The organism is Enterobacter sp. MGH 24 (assembly GCF_000493015.1).
Lineage (GTDB): Bacteria > Pseudomonadota > Gammaproteobacteria > Enterobacterales > Enterobacteriaceae > Enterobacter.
The window spans coordinates 2222827-2247561 of record NZ_KI535657.1 but is presented as its reverse complement, the minus strand read 5'-3'; the positions used below and the strand labels follow the sequence as shown (position 1 = coordinate 2247561).

25 protein-coding genes are annotated in these 24735 nt (G+C 52.6%); 18 read left to right on the top strand and 7 right to left on the bottom strand.

Annotated features, from left to right (window positions below):
- Positions 1-14: 14 nt before the first annotated feature.
- From pcnB to L370_RS11305, 12 genes are all read left to right on the top strand, one after another.
- Complete coding sequence (gene pcnB, locus L370_RS11250; protein WP_072164014.1) at positions 15-1412, top strand: polynucleotide adenylyltransferase PcnB; 1398 nt, start codon at positions 15-17, stop codon at positions 1410-1412.
- A complete protein-coding gene (folK, locus tag L370_RS11255; RefSeq protein WP_023334549.1) occupies positions 1409-1888 on the top strand; it encodes a 2-amino-4-hydroxy-6-hydroxymethyldihydropteridine diphosphokinase in 480 nt (159 codons plus the stop codon). Before pcnB ends, folK begins: the two co-directional genes overlap by 4 nt.
- Before the next feature lie 123 nt (positions 1889-2011).
- Positions 2012-2803, top strand: a complete 792-nt coding sequence (panB, locus tag L370_RS11260) for a 3-methyl-2-oxobutanoate hydroxymethyltransferase (RefSeq protein WP_023334548.1) — start codon at positions 2012-2014, stop codon at positions 2801-2803.
- Positions 2804-2814: 11 nt separating this feature from the next.
- Positions 2815-3666 carry a pantoate--beta-alanine ligase gene (gene panC, locus L370_RS11265; protein ID WP_023334547.1) on the top strand — a complete coding sequence of 284 codons (852 nt, stop codon included), beginning with the start codon at positions 2815-2817 and terminating at the stop codon, positions 3664-3666.
- Between the two features lie 32 nt (positions 3667-3698).
- Positions 3699-4079 carry an aspartate 1-decarboxylase gene (gene panD, locus L370_RS11270; RefSeq protein ID WP_023334546.1) on the top strand — a complete coding sequence of 127 codons (381 nt, stop codon included), beginning with the start codon at positions 3699-3701 and terminating at the stop codon, positions 4077-4079.
- A 421-nt stretch (positions 4080-4500) separates the two neighbouring features.
- Complete coding sequence (locus tag L370_RS11275) at positions 4501-5085, top strand: fimbrial protein (RefSeq protein ID WP_023334545.1); 585 nt, start codon at positions 4501-4503, stop codon at positions 5083-5085.
- A gap of 80 nt (positions 5086-5165) precedes the next feature.
- Positions 5166-5870: a fimbrial chaperone gene (locus L370_RS11280; protein WP_369796162.1), complete on the top strand. Its 705-nt coding sequence runs from the start codon at positions 5166-5168 to the stop codon at positions 5868-5870.
- Positions 5871-5930: 60 nt separating this feature from the next.
- Positions 5931-8537 carry an outer membrane usher protein gene (locus L370_RS11285; protein ID WP_023334543.1) on the top strand — a complete coding sequence of 869 codons (2607 nt, stop codon included), beginning with the start codon at positions 5931-5933 and terminating at the stop codon, positions 8535-8537.
- A 26-nt stretch (positions 8538-8563) separates the two neighbouring features.
- The gene (locus tag L370_RS11290) at positions 8564-9142 is read left to right on the top strand and encodes a fimbrial protein (protein ID WP_023334542.1); all 579 of its coding nucleotides are present in this window, start codon (positions 8564-8566) and stop codon (positions 9140-9142) included.
- A gap of 18 nt (positions 9143-9160) precedes the next feature.
- The gene (locus L370_RS11295; protein ID WP_023334541.1) at positions 9161-9721 is read left to right on the top strand and encodes a fimbrial protein; all 561 of its coding nucleotides are present in this window, start codon (positions 9161-9163) and stop codon (positions 9719-9721) included.
- 23 nt (positions 9722-9744) lie between these two features.
- On the top strand, positions 9745-10344 hold the full coding sequence (locus L370_RS11300) for a fimbrial-like protein (RefSeq protein ID WP_023334540.1): 600 nt from the start codon (positions 9745-9747) through the stop codon (positions 10342-10344).
- Positions 10345-10369: 25 nt separating this feature from the next.
- Positions 10370-11470, top strand: a complete 1101-nt coding sequence (locus L370_RS11305) for a fimbrial protein (RefSeq protein WP_023334539.1) — start codon at positions 10370-10372, stop codon at positions 11468-11470.
- A 1-nt stretch (position 11471) separates the two neighbouring features.
- Here L370_RS11305 and L370_RS11310 read toward each other — a convergent pair whose 3' ends face one another.
- The 4 genes from L370_RS11310 to L370_RS11325 all read right to left on the bottom strand — a co-directional run bounded on the left by L370_RS11310 (position 11472) and on the right by L370_RS11325 (position 15022).
- Positions 11472-12719, bottom strand: a complete 1248-nt coding sequence (locus L370_RS11310) for a polysaccharide deacetylase family protein (protein WP_023334538.1) — start codon at positions 12717-12719, stop codon at positions 11472-11474.
- Positions 12720-12782: 63 nt separating this feature from the next.
- On the bottom strand, positions 12783-13223 hold the full coding sequence (locus L370_RS11315) for a PTS sugar transporter subunit IIA (RefSeq protein ID WP_023334537.1): 441 nt from the start codon (positions 13221-13223) through the stop codon (positions 12783-12785).
- Between the two features lie 105 nt (positions 13224-13328).
- Positions 13329-14099 carry an ABC transporter permease gene (locus L370_RS11320; RefSeq protein ID WP_023334536.1) on the bottom strand — a complete coding sequence of 257 codons (771 nt, stop codon included), beginning with the start codon at positions 14097-14099 and terminating at the stop codon, positions 13329-13331.
- Positions 14096-15022 (bottom strand): ABC transporter ATP-binding protein, encoded by a 927-nt coding sequence (locus L370_RS11325; RefSeq protein WP_023334535.1) that lies wholly within the window; start codon positions 15020-15022, stop codon positions 14096-14098. The genes L370_RS11320 and L370_RS11325 overlap by 4 nt, the downstream gene beginning before the upstream one ends.
- Positions 15023-15129: 107 nt before the next feature.
- On the opposite strand from L370_RS11325, the gene can reads away from it, so the two are divergent.
- Positions 15130-15792, top strand: a complete 663-nt coding sequence (gene can, locus L370_RS11330) for a carbonate dehydratase (protein WP_023334534.1) — start codon at positions 15130-15132, stop codon at positions 15790-15792.
- A 100-nt stretch (positions 15793-15892) separates the two neighbouring features.
- Here the strand turns inward: can and hpt are convergent, their stop codons facing one another.
- Complete coding sequence (gene hpt, locus L370_RS11335) at positions 15893-16429, bottom strand: hypoxanthine phosphoribosyltransferase (RefSeq protein WP_008501948.1); 537 nt, start codon at positions 16427-16429, stop codon at positions 15893-15895.
- Positions 16430-16637: 208 nt separating this feature from the next.
- On the opposite strand from hpt, the gene L370_RS11340 reads away from it, so the two are divergent.
- Entirely contained in the window at positions 16638-19028 is a 2391-nt protein-coding gene (locus tag L370_RS11340; protein WP_023334533.1) for a glucose/quinate/shikimate family membrane-bound PQQ-dependent dehydrogenase, read from the top strand.
- Positions 19029-19113: 85 nt separating this feature from the next.
- Here L370_RS11340 and cueO read toward each other — a convergent pair whose 3' ends face one another.
- Entirely contained in the window at positions 19114-20682 is a 1569-nt protein-coding gene (gene cueO / locus L370_RS11345; RefSeq protein WP_032642530.1) for a multicopper oxidase CueO, read from the bottom strand.
- A 145-nt stretch (positions 20683-20827) separates the two neighbouring features.
- Here cueO and L370_RS11350 point away from each other — a divergent pair, with 145 nt between their 5' ends.
- The 3 genes from L370_RS11350 (at position 20828) to speD (ending at position 22954) form a co-directional block, all read left to right on the top strand.
- Positions 20828-21175 carry a YacC family pilotin-like protein gene (locus L370_RS11350; RefSeq protein WP_014882582.1) on the top strand — a complete coding sequence of 116 codons (348 nt, stop codon included), beginning with the start codon at positions 20828-20830 and terminating at the stop codon, positions 21173-21175.
- Positions 21176-21289: 114 nt separating this feature from the next.
- Positions 21290-22159: a polyamine aminopropyltransferase gene (speE, locus tag L370_RS11355; protein WP_023310424.1), complete on the top strand. Its 870-nt coding sequence runs from the start codon at positions 21290-21292 to the stop codon at positions 22157-22159.
- Complete coding sequence (speD, locus tag L370_RS11360) at positions 22160-22954, top strand: adenosylmethionine decarboxylase (RefSeq protein ID WP_023334531.1); 795 nt, start codon at positions 22160-22162, stop codon at positions 22952-22954.
- Between the two features lie 31 nt (positions 22955-22985).
- Here the strand turns inward: speD and yacL are convergent, their stop codons facing one another.
- On the bottom strand, positions 22986-23348 hold the full coding sequence (yacL, locus tag L370_RS11365) for a protein YacL (RefSeq protein WP_023310423.1): 363 nt from the start codon (positions 23346-23348) through the stop codon (positions 22986-22988).
- 215 nt (positions 23349-23563) lie between these two features.
- On the opposite strand from yacL, the gene L370_RS11370 reads away from it, so the two are divergent.
- Positions 23564-24721 (top strand): DDE-type integrase/transposase/recombinase, encoded by a 1158-nt coding sequence (locus tag L370_RS11370; RefSeq protein ID WP_023332995.1) that lies wholly within the window; start codon positions 23564-23566, stop codon positions 24719-24721.
- Positions 24722-24735: the final 14 nt, after the last annotated feature.

Sequence of the window (24735 nt, the reverse complement as noted above, 5' to 3'; positions counted from 1 at the left end):
CTACGAGGTGTACCATTTTTACCCGAGTCGCTAATTTTTGCCGTAAAGTGCTAAGCCGCGAAGAGAGCATGGCGAACGATGCTATTGCACAGCCACACATGTCGGTTATTCCGCGTGAGCAGCACACTATTTCCCGCAAAGATATCAGTGAAAATGCCCTCAAGGTGCTCTATCGTCTGAATAAAGCGGGCTACGAGGCCTATCTCGTGGGCGGTGGAGTGCGTGATTTACTGCTGGGCAAAAAACCAAAAGATTTCGACGTGACGACCAGCGCCACGCCTGAGCAGGTGCGCAAATTATTCCGCAACTGCCGTCTCGTTGGCCGCCGTTTCCGTCTGGCTCACGTGATGTTCGGGCCGGAAATTATCGAAGTGGCGACCTTCCGCGGCCACCACGAAGCGGGCGCATCCGATCGCACGACGTCACAGCGCGGCCAGAACGGCATGCTGCTGCGCGACAATATCTTCGGCTCTATCGAAGAAGATGCCCAGCGTCGCGACTTCACTATCAACAGCCTTTATTACAGCGTGGCGGATTTTACCGTGCGCGATTACGTCGGCGGCATGCAGGACCTGAAAGAAGGTCTGATCCGTCTGATTGGCACGCCGGAAACGCGCTACCGTGAAGATCCCGTGCGTATGCTGCGCGCCGTTCGTTTCGCCGCCAAGCTCAATATGCGCATCAGCCCGGAAACGGCAGAGCCGATTCCGCGTCTGGCGACGCTGATTAACGACGTACCGCCTGCCCGCCTGTTCGAAGAGGCGCTGAAGCTGCTGCAGGCTGGCCACGGCTTTGAAACCTACAATCTGCTGCGCGAATACAACCTGTTCCAGCCCCTGTTCCCGACCATTACCCGCTACTTCACCGAAAGCGGTGACAGCCCAATGGAGCGGATGATTGCGCAGGTGCTGAAAAATACCGATACCCGTATTCGCAACGACATGCGCGTCAATCCGGCGTTCCTGTTTGCGGCGATGTTCTGGTATCCGCTGCTGGAAACGGCCCAGCGTATTACCCAGGAAAGCGGGCTCGCCTATTATGATGCCTTCGCGCTGGCCGCAAACGACGTGCTGGACGAAGGGTGCCGTACGCTCGCTATTCCGAAACGTATAACCACCCTGGTGCGCGACATCTGGCAGCTTCAGCTGCGCATGTCCCGTCGTCAGGGCAAACGCGCCTGGAAGCTGATGGAGCATCCAAAATTCCGCGCCGCCTTCGATCTGCTGTCGCTGCGTGCGGAAATTGAACGCAATCAGGAACTGCAGCGCCTGTCCCAGTGGTGGGCCGAATTCCAGGTTTCCGCTCCACCAGAGCAAAAAGATATGCTTACCGGGCTGGATGAAGAGCCGGAACCGCGTCGCCGCCATCGTCGTCCGCGCAAACGCGCGCCACGTCGTGAAGGGACAGCATGACCCTCGCGTATATCGCCATCGGCAGCAATTTAGCCTCTCCGCTGGAACAGGTTAACGCTGCCGTACAGGCGCTGGGCGAGATCCCGCTGACCCGGATCGTAGCGGTCTCCTCGTTCTACCGCACCCCGCCGCTGGGTCCGCAGGATCAGCCTGATTATCTGAACGCCGCCGTGGTGCTTGAAACCGCTCTTAGTGCCGAAACGCTGCTGGATAACACCCAGCGCATTGAACTGCAGCAGGGGCGCGTACGCAAAGCCGAGCGCTGGGGACCACGCACGCTGGACCTCGACATTATGCTGTTTGGTCACGAGATCATTAACACTGAACGTCTCACCGTTCCGCATTACGACATGAAAAATCGCGGGTTTATGCTCTGGCCGCTCTTTGAAGTCGCTCCCGATCTCACCTTCCCGGACGGCACACCACTCAAGTCCATTCTGGACGGCCTCAACGCGGAAAGACCCGCTCGCTGGTGATCCTGTTCCCCTGCTGATTAGCCTCAAAATAATTGTGGCTAATCGGTTGCCTAAAATCATTGTTCCCTCGAATGTTACTGTTAGAATGCGCAAAGATTCGCTTTTGGGCTATCAGGAAACAGTATGAAACCAACCACCATCTCCTTACTGCAGAAATGCAAACAGGAAAAAAAACGCTTCGCCACCATCACCGCGTATGACTACAGCTTCGCCAAACTCTTTGCCGAAGAGGGTATCAACGTCATGCTGGTCGGAGATTCGTTAGGGATGACGGTACAAGGACATGATTCCACCCTTCCGGTCACGGTTGAGGATATCGCTTACCATACCCGCGCCGTGCGCCGTGGTGCCCCAGCCTGCCTGCTGCTTTCCGATCTGCCGTTTATGGCCTACGCCACGCCAGAGCAGGCCTTCGAAAACGCGGCGGCAGTCATGCGCGCCGGGGCCAATATGGTCAAAATCGAAGGCGGCGCCTGGCTGGTAGAGACGGTGAAGATGCTCACCGAGCGCGCCGTGCCGGTCTGCGGCCATTTAGGCCTGACGCCGCAGTCCGTGAATATCTTCGGCGGCTATAAGGTGCAGGGTCGCGGTGATGCCGCCCAGACGCTGTTTGATGATGCCCTGGCGCTGGAAGCCGCAGGCGCGCAGCTGCTGGTGCTGGAGTGCGTGCCGGTTGAGCTGGCGAAGCGTATTACTGAAGCCCTGTCCATTCCGGTGATTGGTATTGGCGCAGGCAACGTGACCGACGGTCAGATTCTGGTGATGCACGACGCCTTTGGCATCACCGGCGGGCATATTCCGAAGTTTGCCAAAAATTTCCTCACCGAAGCGGGCGACATGCGCGCTGCGGTCAGGCAGTATATTGCCGACGTTGAATCCGGTGTTTATCCGGGTGAAGAACACAGTTTCCATTAAGGAGTCTCGTTGTGCTAATCATTGAAACCCTGCCGCTGCTGCGCCAGCATATTCGTCGCGCGCGTCAGGAAGGTAAACGTATCGCACTGGTCCCGACCATGGGCAACCTGCATGACGGCCATATGAAGCTGGTCGATGAAGCCAGGGCTCGTGCAGATATCGTAGTGGTCAGTATCTTCGTTAACCCAATGCAGTTTGACCGCGCCGACGATCTGGCACGCTATCCTCGCACCCTGCAGGAAGATTGCGAGAAGCTCAAAAAACGCCATGCGGATATTGTCTTCTCTCCGGCGCCGTCGGACGTGTATCCGCAGGGTACGGAAGAGGCTACTTACGTTGACGTACCGGGCATTTCCACCATGCTGGAAGGCGCGAGCCGTCCGGGTCATTTCCGCGGCGTGTCGACCATCGTCAGCAAGCTCTTTAACCTGGTGCAGCCAGACGTTGCTTGCTTCGGTGAGAAAGATTTCCAGCAGTTGGCGCTGATCCGCAAGATGGTGGCGGATATGGGTTACGATATCGAGATTGTCGGCGTACCGATTGTACGCGCCAAAGACGGTCTGGCGCTCAGCTCGCGAAATGGCTACCTAACCGCGGACCAGCGTAAAATCGCGCCGGGCTTAAGCAAGGTGATGAACGCTATGGCGGAACAACTCCTGGCGAAAGAGTTAAGCGCAGAAGAGATTGTTGCCCTTGCAGAGCAGGCGCTGAATGATAAAGGATTCCGCGCTGACGATATTCAAATCCGCGACGCTGATACCCTGCTTGAACTGACGGAGACCAGCAAACGTGCGGTCATCCTCGTGGCGGCATGGCTGGGCCAGGCCCGCCTTATCGATAACAAAGTGGTTGAGCTGGCGTAGTTCTTCGCCCTTGATAATTAAAGGTAAACGTAATGATTCGCAAAATGCTGCAAGGTAAACTTCACCGTGTGAAAGTCACCCAGGCCGATCTGCACTATGAAGGCTCCTGCGCGATCGATCAGGATTTTCTCGACGCTGCGGGAATTCTTGAAAACGAAGCGATTGATATCTGGAATGTGAACAACGGTAAACGCTTCTCAACCTACGCGATTGCCGCCGAGCGCGGGTCTAAAATCATTTCCGTTAACGGTGCTGCTGCACATTGCGCGGACGTAGGTGATATCGTCATTATCGCCAGCTTTGTCATGATGTCTGACGAAGAAGCGCGTCGCTGGCAGCCGAAGGTGGCTTATTTCGACGGCGACAACGACATGAAACGCACCGCGAAGGCGATTCCGGTTCAGGTGGCCTGATAACAAATTCGGGGCTGACGATAAAAAGGCAGCCCTTCTCCTCCTGCCTGATAGATACATTTTACAATCAGTTCTCTCATTCTGTTTTCTTCATTGATCCTATGAATTATATTCAGAAAAAAAATAATAGAAAAAATGTTTTTTCGAACCCGCCACTCTTTAATTGAAATAAAAAATAAACAACCATTCATTTATAACAATTAAATATACAAGAGTATTGACACAGATTACCGCATCCTCTATGTTTAATTAAAAAAACATACAACAGTCATTTCCAAATAAAAACCCGTCAATTTAGTTTTTCTCAATTCATATTGAAGCATTGGTAATTATCGATTTAATAAATATAATATTATTATAAACAGGCTTTATTTATAAGCACCGGTTTTTCTGAATAATTTTTTATAAATGGATGTTTTATATGTTTAAGAAAACTGTTTTGGCTGCATCTGTAGCTGTTATGGCAATGGGTTCTGTTTCTGCAATGGCTGATGATGTTGGTCTGATCACCTTTGACGGCGCGGTAACGGACACAACGTGTGTCATCACTACCAACAACGGTGTTGATGCAAACAACGTGACCGTAACGCTACCAGTAGTAAAAAAATCAGATGTTGAAAGTACAACTGTTGATACTGGCGTAGGCTCTAAAGAGTTTGAACTGCACCTGAGCAAGTGCCCGGATACACTGAGCACAGCATCAGCAACCTTTACATCTCAGCAATTTGCTGAGCTGTCTAACGGCACCCTGAAAGCTGACCCAACTGTTGCTGGTCACGCTGACAACGTTAGCCTGGCACTGTACAACAACACTGCTGCTAACAGCGATCGCGTGCAGGTTGGTCTGCCAGGAAACAATACTCAGGTTGCAACCCTGACTGCTGGTGAAGGTACTCTGGCTTATCGCGTTGCATATGTTCCAAGCGCCGACTGGGCTGCTGGTACCAACGATCTGACCTCCGGTAAAGTAAGCAGCAACGTTACTTTCACCATGAGCTACGAATAATAGCTTAATTGCTGTCATGCGCTCACGGATGAGGTGGGCGCTTTTTTATTTAATGGATGAATATTATGCGCCCTTTTAAAATGTGTATGACCGCACTTATTTTCAGTGCGGCCTTTGCTGTCTCCCATTCCGCTCTCGCTGATATCGTTATTTCGGGTACGCGCGTCATTTATCCGCAATCCGCTAAAGACGTCACTGTCAATATGGAAAACCGCGGTAATAAACCCCTGCTGGTGCAAACCTGGCTGGATGATGGTCGCGATACGACCAACCCGCAAGAGCTGAAATTACCGTTTATTGTCACCCCGCCTGTATCCCGAGTCGATCCGGCTAAAGGACAGACCGTGCGCATCACCTGGCTTGGGCAATCGATGCCGCAGGACAGAGAAACAATGTACTGGTTTAACGTGCTGGAAGTTCCGCCTAAAACCAAAGATGCCGAAAGCCAAAACATGCTGCAACTGGCATTCCGTACACGTATAAAAATGTTTTTCCGCCCGGATGGGCTAAAAGGTGATGCTTCGACTGCCGCTGCCCAGCTTAAATGGTCTCAGCAGGCAAATTCACTTGTCGCGCGCAACGACTCACCGTTTTACGTTTCCGTTGCAAAAATTGAGGCTAGTGCAGGTGGTAAAGCAATTGAGGTGGAACCGCATGTAGTCGCCCCGTTTGCCAGCCAGTCTTATGTCATGAAAAATGCGGGTTCAGCGCAAATAAAAAAACTAACGTATGTCTCTATTAATGATTTCGGTGGTTCTGAGAAACACGAAACAGCCGTTAATTAAGACGTCAAAAAACTGATTAATTTTCTCTAATAATTAGCAGCTAACGGATTAGTGATAGTAATGTTATTTCGCCGCTCATTTCTTTGTATTGCCATTTGCGCAGCGCTTCAGACAGCGACTTTCGCTGCTGACAAAACCGCTGCGCCATCCTCTGGTAGTGAAGAGGTCGAATTCAACGATCAGTTTCTGTTTAATACAGGAACCAATATTGACGTTAGCCGCTTTTCTCAAGGGAACCCGGTTGTTCCTGGCACCTTTAAAACACAAATTGTTCTGAATGGTCAAAAAAAGCTGCTCACAGAATTCACGTTTAAAGATAACGGGACACCGCGTGCTGCGCCTTGTTTTACCCCAAAACTGTTGATGCAAATTGGCATCAAAATGGATGCCCTGAAAGACGCATTTGGAAAAGATGGCGCTGAAGAAAGCAGTGAAGAAACCTGTATTGATATTAGCCGGACGTTATCTGGCTCCTCCTGGGATTATGATGCAGGTACGCAAGAATTAAGCCTGACTGTTCCACAAATTTATGTCGAACGGCGTCCTAATGGTTATGTCGATCCTTCACTCTGGGAGGATGGAATAACCGCAGCTATGGTGTCTTATGATCTAAACGCGTGGCATTCAGATAGCTCGGATGGCGCGCGCGATACAGCTTACGCCGGACTAAAATATGGCCTCAATATGGGACCGTGGCGTTTGCGTTCACGCGGAACTTTAAACTGGGATCAAGATAGCGGCTCCGATTACTCAAGCCAGGATATTTACCTGCAACGAGATATCACTCCACTACGTGCGCAGTTGCTGATAGGCGACTCCTATACACGTGGCGATACGTTTAACTCGTTAAGCCTGCGCGGCCTGCGTATGTATAACGACGACCGTATGCTGCCAGGCGGTATTTCAACCTATGCGCCGACAATTCGCGGCGTGGCAAAGAGTAACGCGAAAGTCACGATTTCTCAGAGTGGTAATAAGATCTATGAAAGCACGGTACCGCCAGGCGCTTTCGAGATTAACGACCTCAGCACAACGGGCTACGGCAGCGATCTGATCGTCACAATTGAAGAGTCTGACGGGAGCACCCGCACCTTTTCCGTACCTTACTCTTCTGTAAGCCAGATGCTTCGCCCAGGCTATAGCCGCTGGGACATTGGCGCAGGTGAACTTCACGATAATGGTCTGCGTGATAAACCACGCCTGGGATATGCAACTGGCTATTACGGTTTGAACAATACCTTTACGGGTTATACCGGTCTGCAATACATGGATACCGGATTTTTCTCCGGGTTGCTCGGTATTGCCATGAATACGCCTGTCGGTGCATTCGCACTGGATGTCACACACTCCGATGCTGACGTAGACGGTGTCGGCAATCTGACAGGTCAGAGCTATCGCCTTTCCTGGAGCAAACTTCTTGAAGATAGCCAAACCTCTTTTAACGTGGCGGCGTATCGTTTCTCCACGAAAGACTACCTGACGCTGAACGACGCGGCCTCACTCGCTGAGGATGTCAAATATCGCGACTACTCCCGTAACCCGAATGATTCCGGTGAAGATGTCTACAACCAGTTCCAGCGTATGAAAAACCAGATCCAGCTTAACGTCAGCCAACCGCTTTCTGCGGGAAAAAATAATTATGGCTCGCTGTATGTTACCGGTAGCTGGCAGGACTACTGGACCGAATCCAGTTCAACTTCGCAATATTCAGTCGGTTATAACAACTCATTCTGGCTGGGTAGCTATAGCGTGTCGCTACAACGTAGTTATGACGAATACGGTGAAAAAGACGACAGTATTTATCTGAACCTGAGTATCCCGCTGGAAAACCTGCTGGGACATAAGAAACATCCAGGTGGTTTCTCAAGCGTCAATATGAGCATGAACTCAGACTTCAAAAAGAATACTGCATTTAATACCAGCGCAAACGGTAATACCGACGATTACCGCTTTAGCTACAGCGTTAATGCCAGTACCAGCCATGCCGATAGCGGCGATCTCAATCAGGTTGGCGGTTACGGTAGTTATAACAGTCCATATGGACCACTGAGTATTTCCGCTTCGGCATCCGACGATAATAGTCGGCAATATTCCATGAGTTACAGCGGCGGAATGTTGGCTCACTCAGGCGGCATCACCCTGGCGCCTGGCAGCATTGGCGATACCGATACGCTGGCTCTGGTGAATGCACCAGGAGCGAAAGGTGCAAAATTAACCGTAGGCGACGGTGTCATCGGTAGCTCAGGCTACGCCATCATGCCGTATCTGTCGGCCTACCGCGAAAATACGGTCGGGATTGATATCTCAAAAATGGAATCGGACGTTGAGGTGAAAAACACCAGCTCAGTGGCCGTCCCACGCAGTGGGGCGATCGTGCGGGTAGACTTCGAAACCGATCAGGGTCGATCGTTACTGCTCGATCTGCATCGCTCAGATAATAGCTTTATTCCGCTCGGCGCTGATGTCGTCGATGAACAGGGCAAGTCTGTCGGCTCCGTAGGTCAGGCTGGCCAGGCCTACGTACGAGGCATCGAAGAGCACGGGAAGTTACGTGTTGTATGGGGCAGCGGCGCTGACAGCACGTGTACTGTGACCTATCAAATTACACCATCCGCTCAGAAAGTGGGTTTAACCACCATGCTTACTAACCAGATTTGCCAGATGTAATGATTTTATAACAGGGAGTTATTGTAATGAAGAAAACAATGTCACTTACGCGTCTCGCCGCATTTCTGGCTTTGACGATAAGTTCACAAACTATGGCAGCAGGGACATCCAGTCTGGATGTTACCTTCACTGCAACTCTGCGTGAAACCACCTGCGATATGAAAATCGAAGGCGGTACGGGTGATGGCAAGGCCAACATTATTCCTATTGGTACTAGTGGGAAAACATCGCTGGCGGATATTGTCAGTGGTTCAGATAATGCCAGCACCACTTTTAAGCTGAAAATTATTGAATGCCCTTCAAGTCTGACTGGATTAAAAACCACTATTGCTGGCATAAAATCCGGCTATATCGATACTGCTATCACGAATGCTGTCGTAACAAATAAAGCTGATTACGTAGGGGTTTCCATTGCCCGTGCGTCTGCACCAACTGCACCGTTTACGATTAACTCGACAACTGATGCGCAACGACTGGTATGGAGTCCACAGGAAATTTCTGGACAGGAAGTCGCGTTGATTGCCCGCCTTGTCGAAACCAAACCCGGTCTGGCTACAACGGGTGATTTTAGTGCACTTGCCACTTTTAACTTTGAATACCAGTAAGCGGAAGGATACGCAACGATGAACATGAAATCGTCCACACTTATTGCTCTGGCAGTTTCTGCCGGTATTTTTACCGTATCTGCCAACGCCATTACCGGCACTCCGAGCGTACAGGCAACGTTTACCTCTACGGTTGAAGCGGGTACCTGTACCGCGCAGATCCAGAATACTGGCGGTCAGCCTATCAGTACCCTGGCTTTCGGCGATGTCTTCAAATCTGACCTGGTTGCCCAGACTCGTAGCGAGCCGTTTAAAATTGCCTTCAGCGGTTGCGCGGGGGTAAAAAGCGCGAGCGTAGAGGCAACCGCAGGCGCGGGGGGAAGCTGTTCGGGTAACGCGAAAGACGGTGATTCTTTTGATGCCGCAAATGCAGCAGCATTTGAGGTCTGGAAAGGTACCGCTGGTTCCGGAACCTTAATGAGCTGTAATACTAAACCCGTGCAAAACGTTTCCATTAGCGGTGGTTCCGCAACCTTTAATATGGCTGCGCGTATCGTGCTCGCGAAAGACAAAGTTATCGGCGATGTCACAACGGGTGATGTTAGTGCACCAGTAACATTTGTCGTGACCTACCAATAATAATAAGCAGGGGCAGCGCCACCATGTCAAAAATATCAAATAATAACGTCCCGGGAAGCGTGCTCTTCTTGGCAGGACTGATGAGCTGGTACTGGTCTGCCCCATGCCTGTCTGCTGAGACTGGCATGGATGTTACGCTCAATGCCAATATTGTGGAAAATACGTGCCAGATATCGATCCCGGGCGATGGAAAAGTGCATTTGCCAATAGTGGGTAAAAGCTGGTTTTATAATAGTGATGGTAGTTCACGCCTGCTGCCTACGGATGCCGCTGCGGGAACCGAATTTTCCGTCAAAGTAGAAAGCTGTTCTACCGATAACAATATTAAAAAGTTGAATTTCAGCTTCCAGCCGCAAAGCCAGCGATGGCCGACCAGTACCCGGCAGGTCTTCATAAATGAAAGTTCCATGGCAGAAGGTGGTGCAGAAAACACCGGCATCGTTATTTTCTCAAAAGATTTAAACAGCAACGTATTAAATGCAGACGGAACTTCCAGTGTTATGCTGGACGCTAAAACCACCTTTGCTACAGAATATGCATTCTATGCTCGCCTGCAAAACACAGGTATTGTTTCAGCCGGTAAAGTCGATAGTCATGTTGTGGTTAATGCAACATATCAATAACTTTTGCTTTGTTAAGGATAGCAAAATGAATAAATGGAATTTATTGAAAAAAACCAGAAATAAAACATTGCTTGCAGCGACGATTTTACTGTCTGCCCAATATTGTTACGCAGACGAATGCCACATGGGTATTCGAGGTTCTGAGGGGGGAAGCTCAAACCTTATCATGACTTCTTATTCAAATACTATCCGTTGGGCACGATCTTACGGTCCCAAATCAAGCATGTATAAGCGTCCAATAGGCACAGCTGAAATGGATTTAGATCCATGGCTAGAGTCACAATGTGATGCAGGGAATGACGGGCAATATCTTACGGCAAAAATGAACACGGCCTACGCTTACAGTAATATATCGCCAACCGACTACACCACAGTCTATAAAACCAATATTCCTGGAGTATACTTTTCAGTCAAAATTTTCTCTGATGCCGGTGGTGGCTACTTTGCCATGAATCAGCAGGATTGGGCAATAATCGAACCCGATCATGGCGACGATCGCTGGAAAGGTAAACGCTGGAAAGCACATATTGATATTTACCAGGATGACTATACATTTGAAGGCAACAAAAATGGTGAGACCTACTTAACCCCTGCAGCCAGCTTTACTTTAGGGCAAATGGGTATTGGCGACCCTTCAGATAGCGATAACAAACCCTGGACATTTACGGTAACGCCATCAAGCTTTCAAATTCCGATTATTACTAGTACCTGTCAAACAATGCAACTGGATCACGGTGGAACGAATATCGATCTCGGCGAGTATATGATGTCCGATTTCAACAGTTCACCACGTAGTAACGATTTTATGATTCAGCTTCTGGGTTGTAATAACGTCTGGGCAGTAGATTTTAAGATGAACGCGTCAAAAGTTACCGGGCCAAATGATGATTTACTGGGTAATATTTTGACAAGCAACGCAGCAGAAGGGATTGGTGTTAGACTAAGATCAATATATAGAGATGAATATATTAAGCCAGGTATTCAAACAACCTTTTATAACATAGACACCAGCTCGGGTGCCGGCGTCGGTATGTTGACGTTTGATGCACAGCTGGTCAAAGATGGCAATCCAATGAAGGCGGGTGATTTTAAAGCCCAGGCAACCTTTACAACGACATACTATTGACCTACCCCTGCGGCTGATTGCTGATCAGCCGCGACATCGTCTCCAGCGAATCCGTTCTTAATATATACAGGCGTTTTAGCAAGAACGGATTATCCCCCGGCTTCACCTTCCCTTTCACCGTTGTTACCGCCAGGTGGAAACCGGCATCGTTCGCCGCCTTTATCGCCTTATTGTCGTAGCCGCCAAACGGATACGAAAGGTAAAGCACGCGCGGGTTGAACTGCGCCAGCGCGCGCCGGGAGCGCTCAAAATCAAACAGGATCACGTGGTAACTGCGGCTCAGCAGAATGGGGTGTCTATAACCATCAACGCGATGCAGGAAGTGCGTGTGGGACTGGATATCAAATACATCCTGAATCCCCTTAATCTCCTGCACGCTCATAAACTGCAGTGATTTAGGATCCCATTTCTGCGGGTGCCCCTTAATGCGCGATGAAATGATAAACGCCGTAGCGCTAAAGCCGTACTCTTTCAGAATGGGATAGGCGTAGCGGCTTACCGATTTCAGGCCGTCATCAAACGTGATCACCACGGACTTCGCCGGCAGGTTCATTTTATTACGCACGTACCCTTCCAGCTGGTACATCGTCAGCGTGGTATAGCCCTGGTCGCGCAGCCATGTCATCTGGTTGCTGAACGCGCGCACGCTGGTGGTCGTGGAGGTATGGCGAAAACGGGTATTCTCTTCATCACGCAGGATATGGTGATAGGTCAGGACCGGAATGCCGTTATCCTCCTGCGCGTCCAGGCTGCTGATCCACGCAAGACGGTTGCCGATGCGGATCTGGTACCAGGTCTGGTTCAGGCGATCTTTGAGCTTGTTCAAAATCGGATAGCGAAGATTAGCGCTTAATGTGCCGAACGGCGCGCTCCCGCTGTTGGGCGCGTTGTAAACGGGCGTATCTTTCCAGGTGATGAGATTCTGATTGCTCAGCGGTTTGTTGAGATCGCCAAGGCTGTCTTCTACACGCTGCTTGCCCTGCACATTTTCAAGGTGCTCTTTGTCAATAAACCCCGTACCAAAGCCAAAACGAAACTCGTAGTAGTCCGCAGAGGTCGGCACAACGGCAAGGATCTGCCCCGCGCGCACGTTACCCACGTTGATCACGCTGTTCCCCACCTGCGCCCAGATCGCTGCATCTTCGGTGGTTTGCATATAGCGGGCCGGTAGCCCTTGTTGGCTAATCAAACTGGCAGATGTACCGCCGGAAATCAGCAGCAATAGCAGGAACAGAACGCGCATAAACATGGGATTTAAATCGATACCAGGAATGAGTCGCCATTGTAGCAAAAGCGACACCAATACCAATGTTTAATTCTTATACAAATCATGGAGCAAGACAAAAGGCGGATTTTTCTGCTGCTGATGCCAAAGGCTGCTTACGCCGGGTATGTGCTTATCAACGATAGTATTGCGAAATTCGGCACTGCTTAAAGTTTCACGAAATGGGATCATTAATTCCAGCAACGCATAATTAATGCCTGAGATCACCTCACAATTCTCATGCTTGTGACTCAGTAACGCCGCAGAACGATAAGGTGCTGCCCCGGATTTATCAGTGAGAAAGATAACGCCATCACCGGTGTCGGTTTCATGCAGGGCATCGCACATCATTCGACTGAGCATGTTGGTACTCAATCCGCGCCAGTAGTTCACCGCGCGGCACTGCGCCAGCGGACCAAATTTGGCCTCAAGTTTCTCCAGCATATCCTGCGCATGTTCATCGTGGCAGGTGATAACCCATCCCAGCATCACTCCCTCCTTAGCAGGCGAGTAGTTTAGCGGAGTGAAGGTTAGCTTACGGTGATAACTGTCAAAGAAAAGTGCCCGGCAAACAGATTGTCGCCGGGCAGAGGATTAGCTGCGCAGACCGCGTCCGCGCTGGATCAGATACCAGCACAGCAGGTAGAAGGCGATGATGAACACCACCAGCACCGCTACCGTAGTGAACAACGGCACATCGGTAATGCCGAGGAAGCCAAAGCGGAAGCCGCTGATCATGTAGACAATCGGGTTCAGGTGCGACAGCGCCTGCCAGAACGGCGGCAGCAGCGTCAGGGAGTAGAACACCCCGCCGAGATAGGTTAGCGGCGTCAGCACGAAGGTCGGGATCAGGCTGATATCGTCAAACGTTTTGGCGAATACGGCGTTCAGCAGACCGGCCAGCGAGAACAGGATCGCCGTCAGGAGCAGCGTCAGCGCCACAAACAGCCAGGAGTGTACCTGGAACGGCACGAAGAACAGCGAAATCGCTGTAACCAGGATCCCCACGCACAGCCCGCGCGCCACGCCGCCGCCGACATAGCCCGCGATAATTACATGCGTAGGTACCGGCGCCACCAGCAGCTCTTCAATATTGCGCTGGAACTTGGCGCTAAAGAATGACGACGCTACGTTGGCGTAGGCGTTAGTAATCACCGCCATCATGATCAGGCCCGGCACAATAAACTGCATATAGGTAAAGCCGTGCATTTCACCAATCCGGGAACCGATCAGGTTACCGAAGATAATGAAATACAGCGTCATGGTGATCACCGGCGGCACCAGGGTTTGCACCCAGATGCGCATAAAGCGGTTAATCTCTTTCGCCCAGATACTTTTCAGCGCGACCCAGTAAAGATGCGTCATGCCTTGTCTCCTTGTTTGTCATGTACCAGAGAGACAAACAGCTCTTCCAGTCGGTTCGCTTTGTTACGCATGCTTAAGACCTGAATCCCCTGCGCGCTCAGCTGCGAGAACACGCTGTTAATCCCCTGTTCGCGCAGCACTTCCACTTCCAGCGTCGAGGTATCGACAAGACGATACTGATACCCTTCGAGCTTCGGTAGCGGGCTTTTCGCCGCCAGATCGAGAATGAAGGTTTCGGATTTCAGCTTAGAGAGCAGATTCTTCATCGAGGTATTTTCCACCAGCTCGCCGTGCTGAATGATGCCGATGTTGCGGCACAGCATTTCAGCCTCTTCCAGGTAGTGGGTGGTCAGAATAATGGTGGTGCCTTTGTCGTTGAGATCTTTCAGGAAGCCCCACATGGAACGACGAAGTTCGATATCAACACCCGCAGTCGGTTCATCGAGGATCAGCAGTTTTGGCTCGTGCATCAGCGCACGGGCAATCATCAGGCGGCGCTTCATCCCGCCGGACAACATGCGTGCACGTTCGTTACGCTTTTCCCACAGATCGAGCTGCTTGAGGTATTTTTCGCTACGCTCCAGGGCCTCTTTACGCTCAACGCCGTAATAACCCGCCTGGTTAACGACAATTTGCTGCACCGTCTCGAACGGGTTGAAGTTGAACTCCTGCGGAACCAGCCCCAGCTGGCGCTTGGCGTTCACCACATCTTTTTGCAGGTCGTACCCAAAGACGCTCACCCGGCCGGACGTTTTATTGACCAGCGAACTGATAATTCCAATGGTGGTCGATTTCCCCGCCCCGTTCGGCCCCAGAAGCGCGTAAAAATCGCCGGCCTCTACTTTAAGATCTATTCCGCGTAGCGCCTGAACGCCACCCGAATAGGTTTTTCTAAGCTGCTCAAGCTCCAGTGCAATTGCCATGAAATTAACTTACCTTCAGTTCTTACACACGTTGTGTGGTTTCATTAAAAGTCGGGTTACCCTATAGTAGCGCAACGCAATAACTCGGTTACAGGTCGCTAACCTCCATGAACAACATAGATACACTCATCAGCAATAATGCACTATGGTCAAAAATGCTGGTGGAGGAAGACCCCGGATTTTTTGGAAAACTCGCGCAGGCTCAAAACCCACGCTTTCTCTGGATTGGATGTTCCGACAGCCGCGTCCCGGCGGAGCGCCTGACCGGCCTTGAACCCGGCGAACTGTTTGTTCACCGTAATGTCGCCAATCTCGTCATCCACACCGATCTCAACTGTCTTTCTGTTGTTCAGTATGCCGTTGACGTTCTGCAAGTCGAGCACATCATCATTTGCGGCCATTATGGCTGCGGCGGCGTGCAGGCGGCGGTTGAAAACACGGAACTGGGGCTCATTGATAACTGGCTACTGCACATCCGCGATATCTGGTTCAAACATAGCTCACTGCTGGGCGAAATGCCGCAGGAGCGTCGCATGGATACCCTTTGCGAACTCAACGTGATGGAGCAGGTATATAACCTGGGCCACTCAACAATCATGCAATCAGCGTGGAAACGCGGGCAGAAGGTCTCTATCCACGGCTGGGCGTACGGTATTCACGATGGTCTGCTGCGCAATCTGGAAGTGACCGCCACCAACCGCGAAACGCTGGAGCAGCGCTACCGTTCGGGAATTGCCAACCTCAAGCTTAAGCATGTGAACCATAAATAAGTGCACGTTAAAAAGCCGGGTGGCGGCTGCGCCTTACCCGGCCTACATGTGCCCATTCGTAGGCCCGGTAAGCGTAGCGCCACCGGGCAACAAACCGCAACTACTCGTCCAGCAATACCACTTTCCCAACGTACGGCAGATGACGATAACGCTGCGCGTAGTCAATGCCGTAACCGACGACGAATTCGTCCGGAATCGAGAAGCCAACGAACTCCACCGGCACCTGCACTTCACGACGGTCAGGTTTATCCAGCAGCGTACAAATCGCCAGCGATTTTGGCTCACGCAGGCTCAGGATCTCGCGCACTTTTGACAGCGTGTTGCCGGAGTCAATAATGTCTTCAACGATCAACACATCTTTGCCACGAATATCTTCATCCAGATCTTTCAGGATTTTCACATCACGGGTGGTGGACATGCCGCTGCCGTAGCTGGAGGCGGTCATAAAATCGACCTCATGGGGCACATGCACTTCACGGCACAGGTCTGCCATGAACATGAAAGAGCCGCGCAACAGACCGACCAGCACCATTTCGCTGCCGCTGTCCTTGTAATGTTCGGTGATTTGACGACCCAGTTCGGCGATACGCGCTTTGATCTCGGCTTCCGGGATCATCACTTCAACAGTATGTTTCATATTACTAACCAAATGATTTTAATGAAAATCTCTCAATGCAGGTGAATGTATTTCCGGCATCGATACGCAAGCCCGCCATTATATCAGCAAATGGATAAGCCTGGCGTATGAGTTATAAAAAGCAAATATTGTGATTCCGATCACACTTGTTAATACCTATAATTAGTTGCTAGCAAATTATTAACAAAAACTGACGAGTACACTTTCTATGGCTGAAACAAACGCTAAACAGCCGCGTCTACTGGTGACATTAACAGCCGCTTTCGCAGCCTTCTGCGCGCTGTATCTGTTAATCGGTGGCGTCTGGCTGGTCGCTTTAGGCGGCTCCTGGTACTACCCGATTGCGGGTCTGGTTATGGTTGCCGTAACCGTCCTGCTGTTGCGTAGAAAACAATCTGCACTGTGGCTGTATGCCGCCCTCCTTCTTGCCACCATGATCTGGGGCGTCTGGGAAGTCGGGTTCGACTTCTGGGCACTGACGCCGCGTAGCGACATCCTGGTCTTCTTCGGCATCTGGCTGATCCTGCCGTTCGTGTGGCGTCGCCTGATTGTGCCTTCCAGCGGTGCTGTAGCGGGCCTGGTTGTTGCCCTGCTGATTACCGGCGGCATTCTGACCTGGGCCGGTTTTAACGACCCGCAGGAGATCAACGGTACGCTGAACGCGGAATCCACGCCTGCTGCGGCTATCTCGCAGGTCGCTGACGGCGACTGGCCTGCGTACGGTCGTAATCAGGAAGGTCAACGCTACTCTCCGCTGAAGCAGATCAACGCGGATAACGTTAAGAACCTGAAAGAAGCCTGGGTATTCCGTACCGGTGATGTGAAGATGCCGAACGATCCGGGCGAGCTGACCAACGAAGTGACGCCAATTAAAGTTGGCAACATGCTCTATCTGTGTACGGCGCACCAGCGTCTGTTCGCGCTCGACGCGGCCACCGGTAAAGAAAAATGGCACTTCGATCCGCAGCTGAACTCCAACCCGTCCTTCCAGCACGTTACCTGCCGCGGCGTCTCTTACCACGAAGCGCGCGCCGATAATGCCAGCCCGGAAGTCATCGCCGACTGCCCGCGCCGCATTATGCTGCCGGTGAACGATGGCCGTCTGTTCGCCATCAATGCCGAAACGGGCAAGCTGTGCGAAACCTTTGCCAACAAAGGTATCCTGAACCTGCAGACCAACATGCCGGACACCACGCCGGGTCTGTATGAGCCCACCTCACCGCCAATCATCACCGATAAAACTATCGTGATTGCCGGTTCGGTAACGGATAACTTCTCCACGCGTGAAACCTCCGGCGTCATCCGTGGTTTCGACGTGAACACTGGTAAACTGCTGTGGGCCTTTGACCCGGGTGCGAAAGATCCAAACGCGATCCCATCGGATGAACACACCTTTACCTTTAACTCGCCAAACTCCTGGGCGCCAGCGGCGTATGACGCTAAGCTGGACCTGGTCTACCTGCCAATGGGTGTGACCACGCCAGATATCTGGGGCGGTAACCGCACGCCGGAGCAGGAGCGCTATGCGAGCGCTATCGTGGCGCTGAACGCGACCACCGGTAAGCTGGCGTGGAGCTACCAGACGGTCCACCACGATCTGTGGGATATGGATATGCCGTCCCAGCCGACGCTGGCGGACATTACCGTTGACGGCAAAACCGTGCCGGTGATTTACGCTCCGGCCAAGACGGGCAACATCTTCGTCCTGGATCGCAGCAACGGTAAGCTGGTTGTGCCTGCACCGGAAAAACCGGTTCCGCAGGGCGCCGCGAAAGGCGATTACGTCAGCAAAACCCAGCCGTTCTCTGACCTTAGCTTCCGTCCGAAGAAAGACCTCAGCGGTGCAGACATGTGGGGTGCCACCATGTTTGACCAGCTGGTGTGTCGCGTGATGTTCCATCAGCTGCGCTACGAAGGCATCTTCACGCCGCCGTCTGAGCAGGGCACGCTGGTCTTCCCGGGTAACCTGGGGATGTTCGAGTGGGGCGGGATCTCCGTCGACCCGAACCGTCAGGTGGCAATTGCCAACCCAATGGCGCTGCCGTTCGTTTCCCGTCTGATCCCACGCGGTCCGGGTAACCCAATGGAGCAGCCGAAAGACGCGAAAGGTTCTGGCACCGAAGCTGGCATTCAGCCGCAGTACGGCGTGCCGTTTGGTGTAACCCTGAACCCGTTCCTGTCTCCGTTTGGTCTGCCGTGTAAACAGCCAGCCTGGGGTTATATCTCCGGTCTGGATCTGAAAACTAACCAGATCGTATGGAAAAAACGTATTGGTACGCCACAGGACAGCATGCCGTTCCCGATGCCGGTTCCGGTGCCGTTCAATATGGGTATGCCGATGCTGGGTGGCCCAATTTCCACCGCCGGTAACGTGCTGTTCATCGCGGCAACCGCAGATAACTACCTGCGCGCGTACAACATGACCAACGGTGAAAAACTGTGGCAAGGCCGTCTGCCAGCGGGTGGACAGGCCACGCCGATGACCTATGAAGTGAATGGCAAGCAGTACGTTGTCATCTCTGCGGGCGGTCACGGTTCGTTTGGCACGAAGATGGGCGACTATATCGTCGCGTATGCGTTGCCTGACGAAAACAAGTAACTGAAAAGCCCGGTGGCGCTGCGCTTACCGGGCCTACGGGTGCCCTATGTAGGCCGGGTAAGGCGAAGCCGCCACCCGGCTTTTTTTATACGGTAAAGCCCAGCATCATCCCCGTATCCTCATGCTCCAGCAGGTGACAGTGCGCCATATAGGCAAACTCCTTCGGCGCGTCGTGGTCAAACTTCACCAGCACCTCGCTGACGCCGCCCTCCACTCTCACCGTATCTTTCCAGCCCGCGCGATGCGCATCCGGCGCTTTGCCGTTCTCTGAAAGAATGCGGAACTGGGTACCGTGGATATGGAACGGGTGCAGCATCATGTCCCCTTCGCCCGAAATCACCCAGCGCTCAAACTGCCCTTTCGCGGCAGCAAACATCGGCGTGTTCATGTCAAACGCTTTGCCATTGATCATATTGGCGTTGTGGAAATCAAAGCCATGGTCGCCGTGATCCATGTTCCCCATGCCGCCCATTTTGCCGTGGTCCATATTCATGTGGCCCATCATCTGGCCGTGGTGCATCCCCGCCATCGCCTTATCGCCATATTTCGCCATCAGCGCCTGCATGCCCATCATATCGAGCATGGGGTTCATGGAGAGCTGGAGCTTGCGCTGGGTAAGCCCGTCAAGCGACGGGAGTGCTGGCAGCGTGGTTAACGTATCAGGCAGCGTGCCGGAAGCGGCCACCAGCAATGGCTGAATACGCAGCACCGGATGGGGCTTATCAAACGGCGCAACCGCCATCCCCATCTGGCTCACCGGCAGGGTTACGAGGTCAAACGGCTTGCCGTCGCTGATATCCACCAGCACCTCAAAGCGTTCGCCCATGAGCATCGGCAGCTCGCTCACTTTCACCGGCTCCGGCAGCAGGCCGCCGTCGCTCGCGACCACGTACAGCGGGCGTTTATCGCTGGCGGCGAAATTCAGCGAGCGTGCGTTACAACCGTTGAGCAGGCGCAGGCGCAGCCAGCCTTTCGGCGCGGCATGCTGAGGGTAAATGGCGCCGTTGGTCAGCAGCGTGTCGCCAAACCAGCCTACCGCCGCGCTCATCACGTCCAGCTGGTAGTCAATTTGACCGTCAGCGTTGAATTTCTTGTCCTGCACAATCACCGGCACATCGTCGATGCCCCACTGTTTCGGCAGGCGCAGCAGGCGGCTTTCGTCGTCTTCAATCAGCACCAGCCCCGCCAGCCCCATCGCCACCTGATGGCCCGTTTTGCCATGCTGATGCGGATGGAACCAGCAGGTCGCCGCGCGCTGGTCAGGCGTAAAGGTGACGCTGCGCGTGCCGCCCGCTTTGATGATGCCCTGCGGCCCGCCGTCCACCTCACCCGGCACTTCCAGCCCGTGCCAGTGCAGCGTCGTCTCTTCGGCGAGCGTGTTGTGGATATCCACCGTCACCGCTTTCCCTTTCCGTAGCTGAAGCGCCGGACCGAGCAAATTGCCGTTATAGCCCCACGTCGTGGCGTTGTGCTCGCCGAACGTCGTTTTACCGGCCTGTACAACAAGCTGGATACGGCTGCGGGCGTCAGCGGTCAGTAAGTCAGGGATGGGTAAGGCAGGCCTGTCAGCCGCGAACACCGCGCGGCTCCAGAGAGGTAATGCGCTGGCAGCCCCCAGCACAGCGGAATATTTTAAAAAATCACGACGTTGCATGTTCATTTCCTTATTTCCAGCAGGCGATCTTTTGAGCATAAACCCTCCCCTTACCGGAAGGTCAAGTCAAGCGGCAATAATAAAGATCGTCGCACCGGCATCAAGTATGCTAACGTTAATTTTCCGTGAAGAAGTGGTAGAAGCAATGAAGACGTTTTTCAGGACAATTTTGTTCGGTAGCCTGATGGCAATGTGTGCGAACAGCTATGCGCTAAGTGAAAATGAAGCGGAAGATATGGCCGATTTAACGGCGGTTTTTGTATTCCTGAAAAATGATTGTGGCTACCAGAATTTACCCAACGGGCAGATTCGCCGCGCGCTGGTCTTTTTTGCCCAGCAGAACCAGTGGGATCTCAGCAACTACGACAGCTTCGACATGAAGGCGCTCGGCGAAGACAGCTACCGTGACCTAAGCGGTATTGGTATTCCCACTGCCAAAAAATGCAAAGCGCTGGCTCGTGATTCACTCAGCCTGCTCGCCTACGTGAAATAACCTTCCCGACGCCCCCTGTTGAACCTCTGGCCGTGCAACCACGGTTAGAGTTAGCTATCATGTTTCGCTCATTTTTTGTGAGCGTAATGGATGTTTACACAGGAGGAGTTCGCTATGGCCGACCACACGTTGTGGCATGAAACACTGCATGACCAGTTTGGTCAGTACTTTGCCGTTGATAACGTGCTCTATCATGAGAAAACCGATCACCAGGATCTGATCATCTTCGAGAATGCCGCCTTTGGCCGCGTGATGGCGCTGGACGGCGTCGTGCAAACGACCGAGCGGGATGAGTTTATCTATCATGAGATGATGACCCACGTCCCGCTGCTGGCGCACGGTCACGCGAAGCATGTCCTGATTATCGGTGGTGGCGACGGCGCAATGCTGCGTGAAGTGTCCCGCCATCGTTCCATTGAAACCATCACCATGGTGGAAATTGATGCGGGCGTCGTCTCTTTCTGCCGCCAGTACCTGCCCAACCACAATGCCGGTAGCTATGACGATCCGCGCTTTAGCCTGGTGATTGACGACGGCGTTAACTTTGTTAACCAGACCTCGCAAACCTTTGACGTTATTATCTCCGACTGCACCGATCCTATCGGCCCTGGCGCGTCTCTGTTTACCTCCTCCTTCTACGAAGGCTGCAAGCGCTGCCTGAACCCGGGCGGGATCTTCGTCGCACAAAATGGCGTCTGCTTCCTGCAGCAGGATGAAGCGCTCGACAGCCATCGTAAGCTCAGCACCTATTTCGATGATGTCAGCTTCTATCAGGCGGCCATTCCGACGTACTACGGCGGGATCATGACCTTTGCCTGGGCGACGGATAACGACGTATTACGCCATCTCTCTACCGAAATTATTCAGGCCCGCTTCCATCAGGCCGGTCTTCAGTGCCGATACTACAATCCGGCAATTCATACCGCAGCGTTTGCTCTGCCGCAGTACCTGCAAGACGCATTATCCACTAAGGGGGTGAGCTAATTGAAAAAGCTTAAACTGCATGGCTTTAACAACCTGACGAAAAGCCTGAGTTTTTGTATTTACGATATCTGCTATGCCAAAACAGCGGAAGAACGCGATGGTTACATCGCCTATATCGACGAACTCTACAACGCCAACCGTCTGACCGAGATCCTGTCAGAAACCTGTTCCATCATTGGCGCAAACATCCTGAACATCGCCCGACAGGATTATGAACCTCAGGGCGCCAGCGTGACCATTCTGGTCAGCGAAGAGCCGGTCGACCCGAAGCTTATAGACAAAACGGAACACCCGGGCCCGCTGCCGGAAGTGGTGGTTGCCCACCTGGATAAAAGCCATATCTGCGTGCACACCTACCCGGAGAGTCACCCGGAAGGCGGGTTGTGTACGTTCCGCGCCGATATCGAAGTGTCGACCTGCGGCGTGATTTCCCCGCTGAACGCGCTGAACTATTTAATCCACCAGCTGGAATCGGACATCGTCACCATTGATTATCGCGTGCGTGGTTTTACCCGCGATATCAACGGCATGAAGCACTTCATCGACCACGAGATCAATTCTATTCAGAACTTTATGTCCGACGACATGAAATCGCTGTACGACATGATGGACGTGAACGTGTACCAGGAAAATATCTTCCATACCAAGATGTTACTGAAGGAATTCGACCTTAAGCACTACATGTTCCACACGAAGCCGGAAGATTTGAGCGAAGAAGAGCGTAAGGCGATTACTGACCTGCTCTGGAAAGAGATGCGCGAGATTTACTACGGCCGTAATATTCCGGCCGTGTAAGAGCAAGCCGGAGCAGGGATGCTCCGGCCTGTTATTTCTGTTTCATGAAGTCTCGGTAGGCGTTCACGACCTGAAGGAAGTCTTCCACGCCGCACATCGACAGGCTCTCTTCGTCGTAGTAGCTCATCCCCTCTTCCATCTCGTCGCCTGAAAACTCGAGCTGGTTGGCGCGCACCATCACCTCTTCACCATCCATCCACAGCGTATATTCATGCCCGGCGCGCTGCCAGGATCGTTCACTGCCTTTCACCGTATTTGCCGCCTGTTCAACCTCATCAAGAAGTGCGAGATTTTCTTTCACCTCTTCGTTAAACCAGTGTCCAACGGCTTCGTGGCCCATCGACATACGCACTTTCACCACTCCGGTGATGTCGCGCAGAAATTCGTAATCCATAGTGTTTTCCTCTGCAAAGCCATTAGGGTAATTATCGCAGCAGCGAGGAAGAAAAAAAGCGTGAGAGGTGGGAGGAATGAAAATAAAAAACCCACCGACGTTGCGGTGGGTTTTGTAGGCCCGGTAAGCGTAGGGTATGAACCGGAAACATGGGTAACACTTTAGACCGGATACATGGGTAACAGTTATAACTGGCATAGAAGAGGAGACTCGCTATGCCCTGGACTGAGACCCGACCTATGCAACGCCTTGATTTTATCCGTGCCTGCCATGCAGGTACGGATTCTTTTTCAGCCCTCTGCCGTCTCTTCGGCATCAGCCGAAAAACCGGTTACAAATGGCTTCAGCGTTTTGACCCCTCTGACCTGTCATCTCTCTCTGACCGGTCGCGTGCTCCGCATTCCCACTCCCGGACGGTTCCTGATGATATCGCCGGGCAGCTTACGGCTCTGAGGCAAAAACACCCTGACTGGGGGCCGAAAAAACTGCGGATGTGGCTGCTCAATCATCACGTCGATTTTACCGTCCCTGCTGCCAGCACTATCGGCGATATCCTCAAGCGTGAAGGCCTGGTTCCGGATAAAAAGCGAAAACGCCGAACCCCGGGCAATCGCCAGCCCCTGACCATCATCAGTGAGAACAATCAGGTCTGGAGCGCTGATTTTAAAGGCAAGTTCAGGCTGCTGAGCAGAGAGTACTGCCATCCCTTCACCCTGACCGACAATCACAGCCGGTATCTGCTGAGCTGCCGGGGAACGGACCGGGAGAGCGAGCCCTTCGTCAGACAGTGCCTGACGGATGCGTTCCTGGAGTACGGTCTGCCGGAAGTGCTCAGAACCGATAACGGGCAGCCCTTCGCGGGAACAGGGATAGGCGGACTAAGTCGTCTTGCCGTCTGGCTAATCAAGCTGGGCATCAGGCCGGAGCGTATCAGAAAGGGTCATCCGGAAGAAAACGGCCGTCATGAGCGAATGCACCGCTCCCTGAAAAGTGCGGTGAAACAGGGCAACACCTTCATGACGATGGAAGAACAACAGCGGTGGTTCAGTGACTACCGGGAGGAGTTTAACCACGAAAGGCCGCATGAAGCCCTGGCGGGTGCAACGCCCGGAACGGTGTGGAAACCCTCGAACCGGCACTGGGATGGCAGTGTTCCTGAATACGCGTATCCGGAAGGCGGTACGGTCTACAGGGTGAAATCGCGGGGGACACTTTATATGGGGAAAAAGGGGACGGTGTTCCTGAGTGAAGCGCTGACTGATGAGTACATCATGCTGGAAGAACAGGATGATGGCCTGGAGGCCATCATCTTTAACGGAATAACGCTTGCGTACTACGACCGAAAAACCCAGAGTGTGCTCCGGATAGACTAAAAAGTGTTACCTAT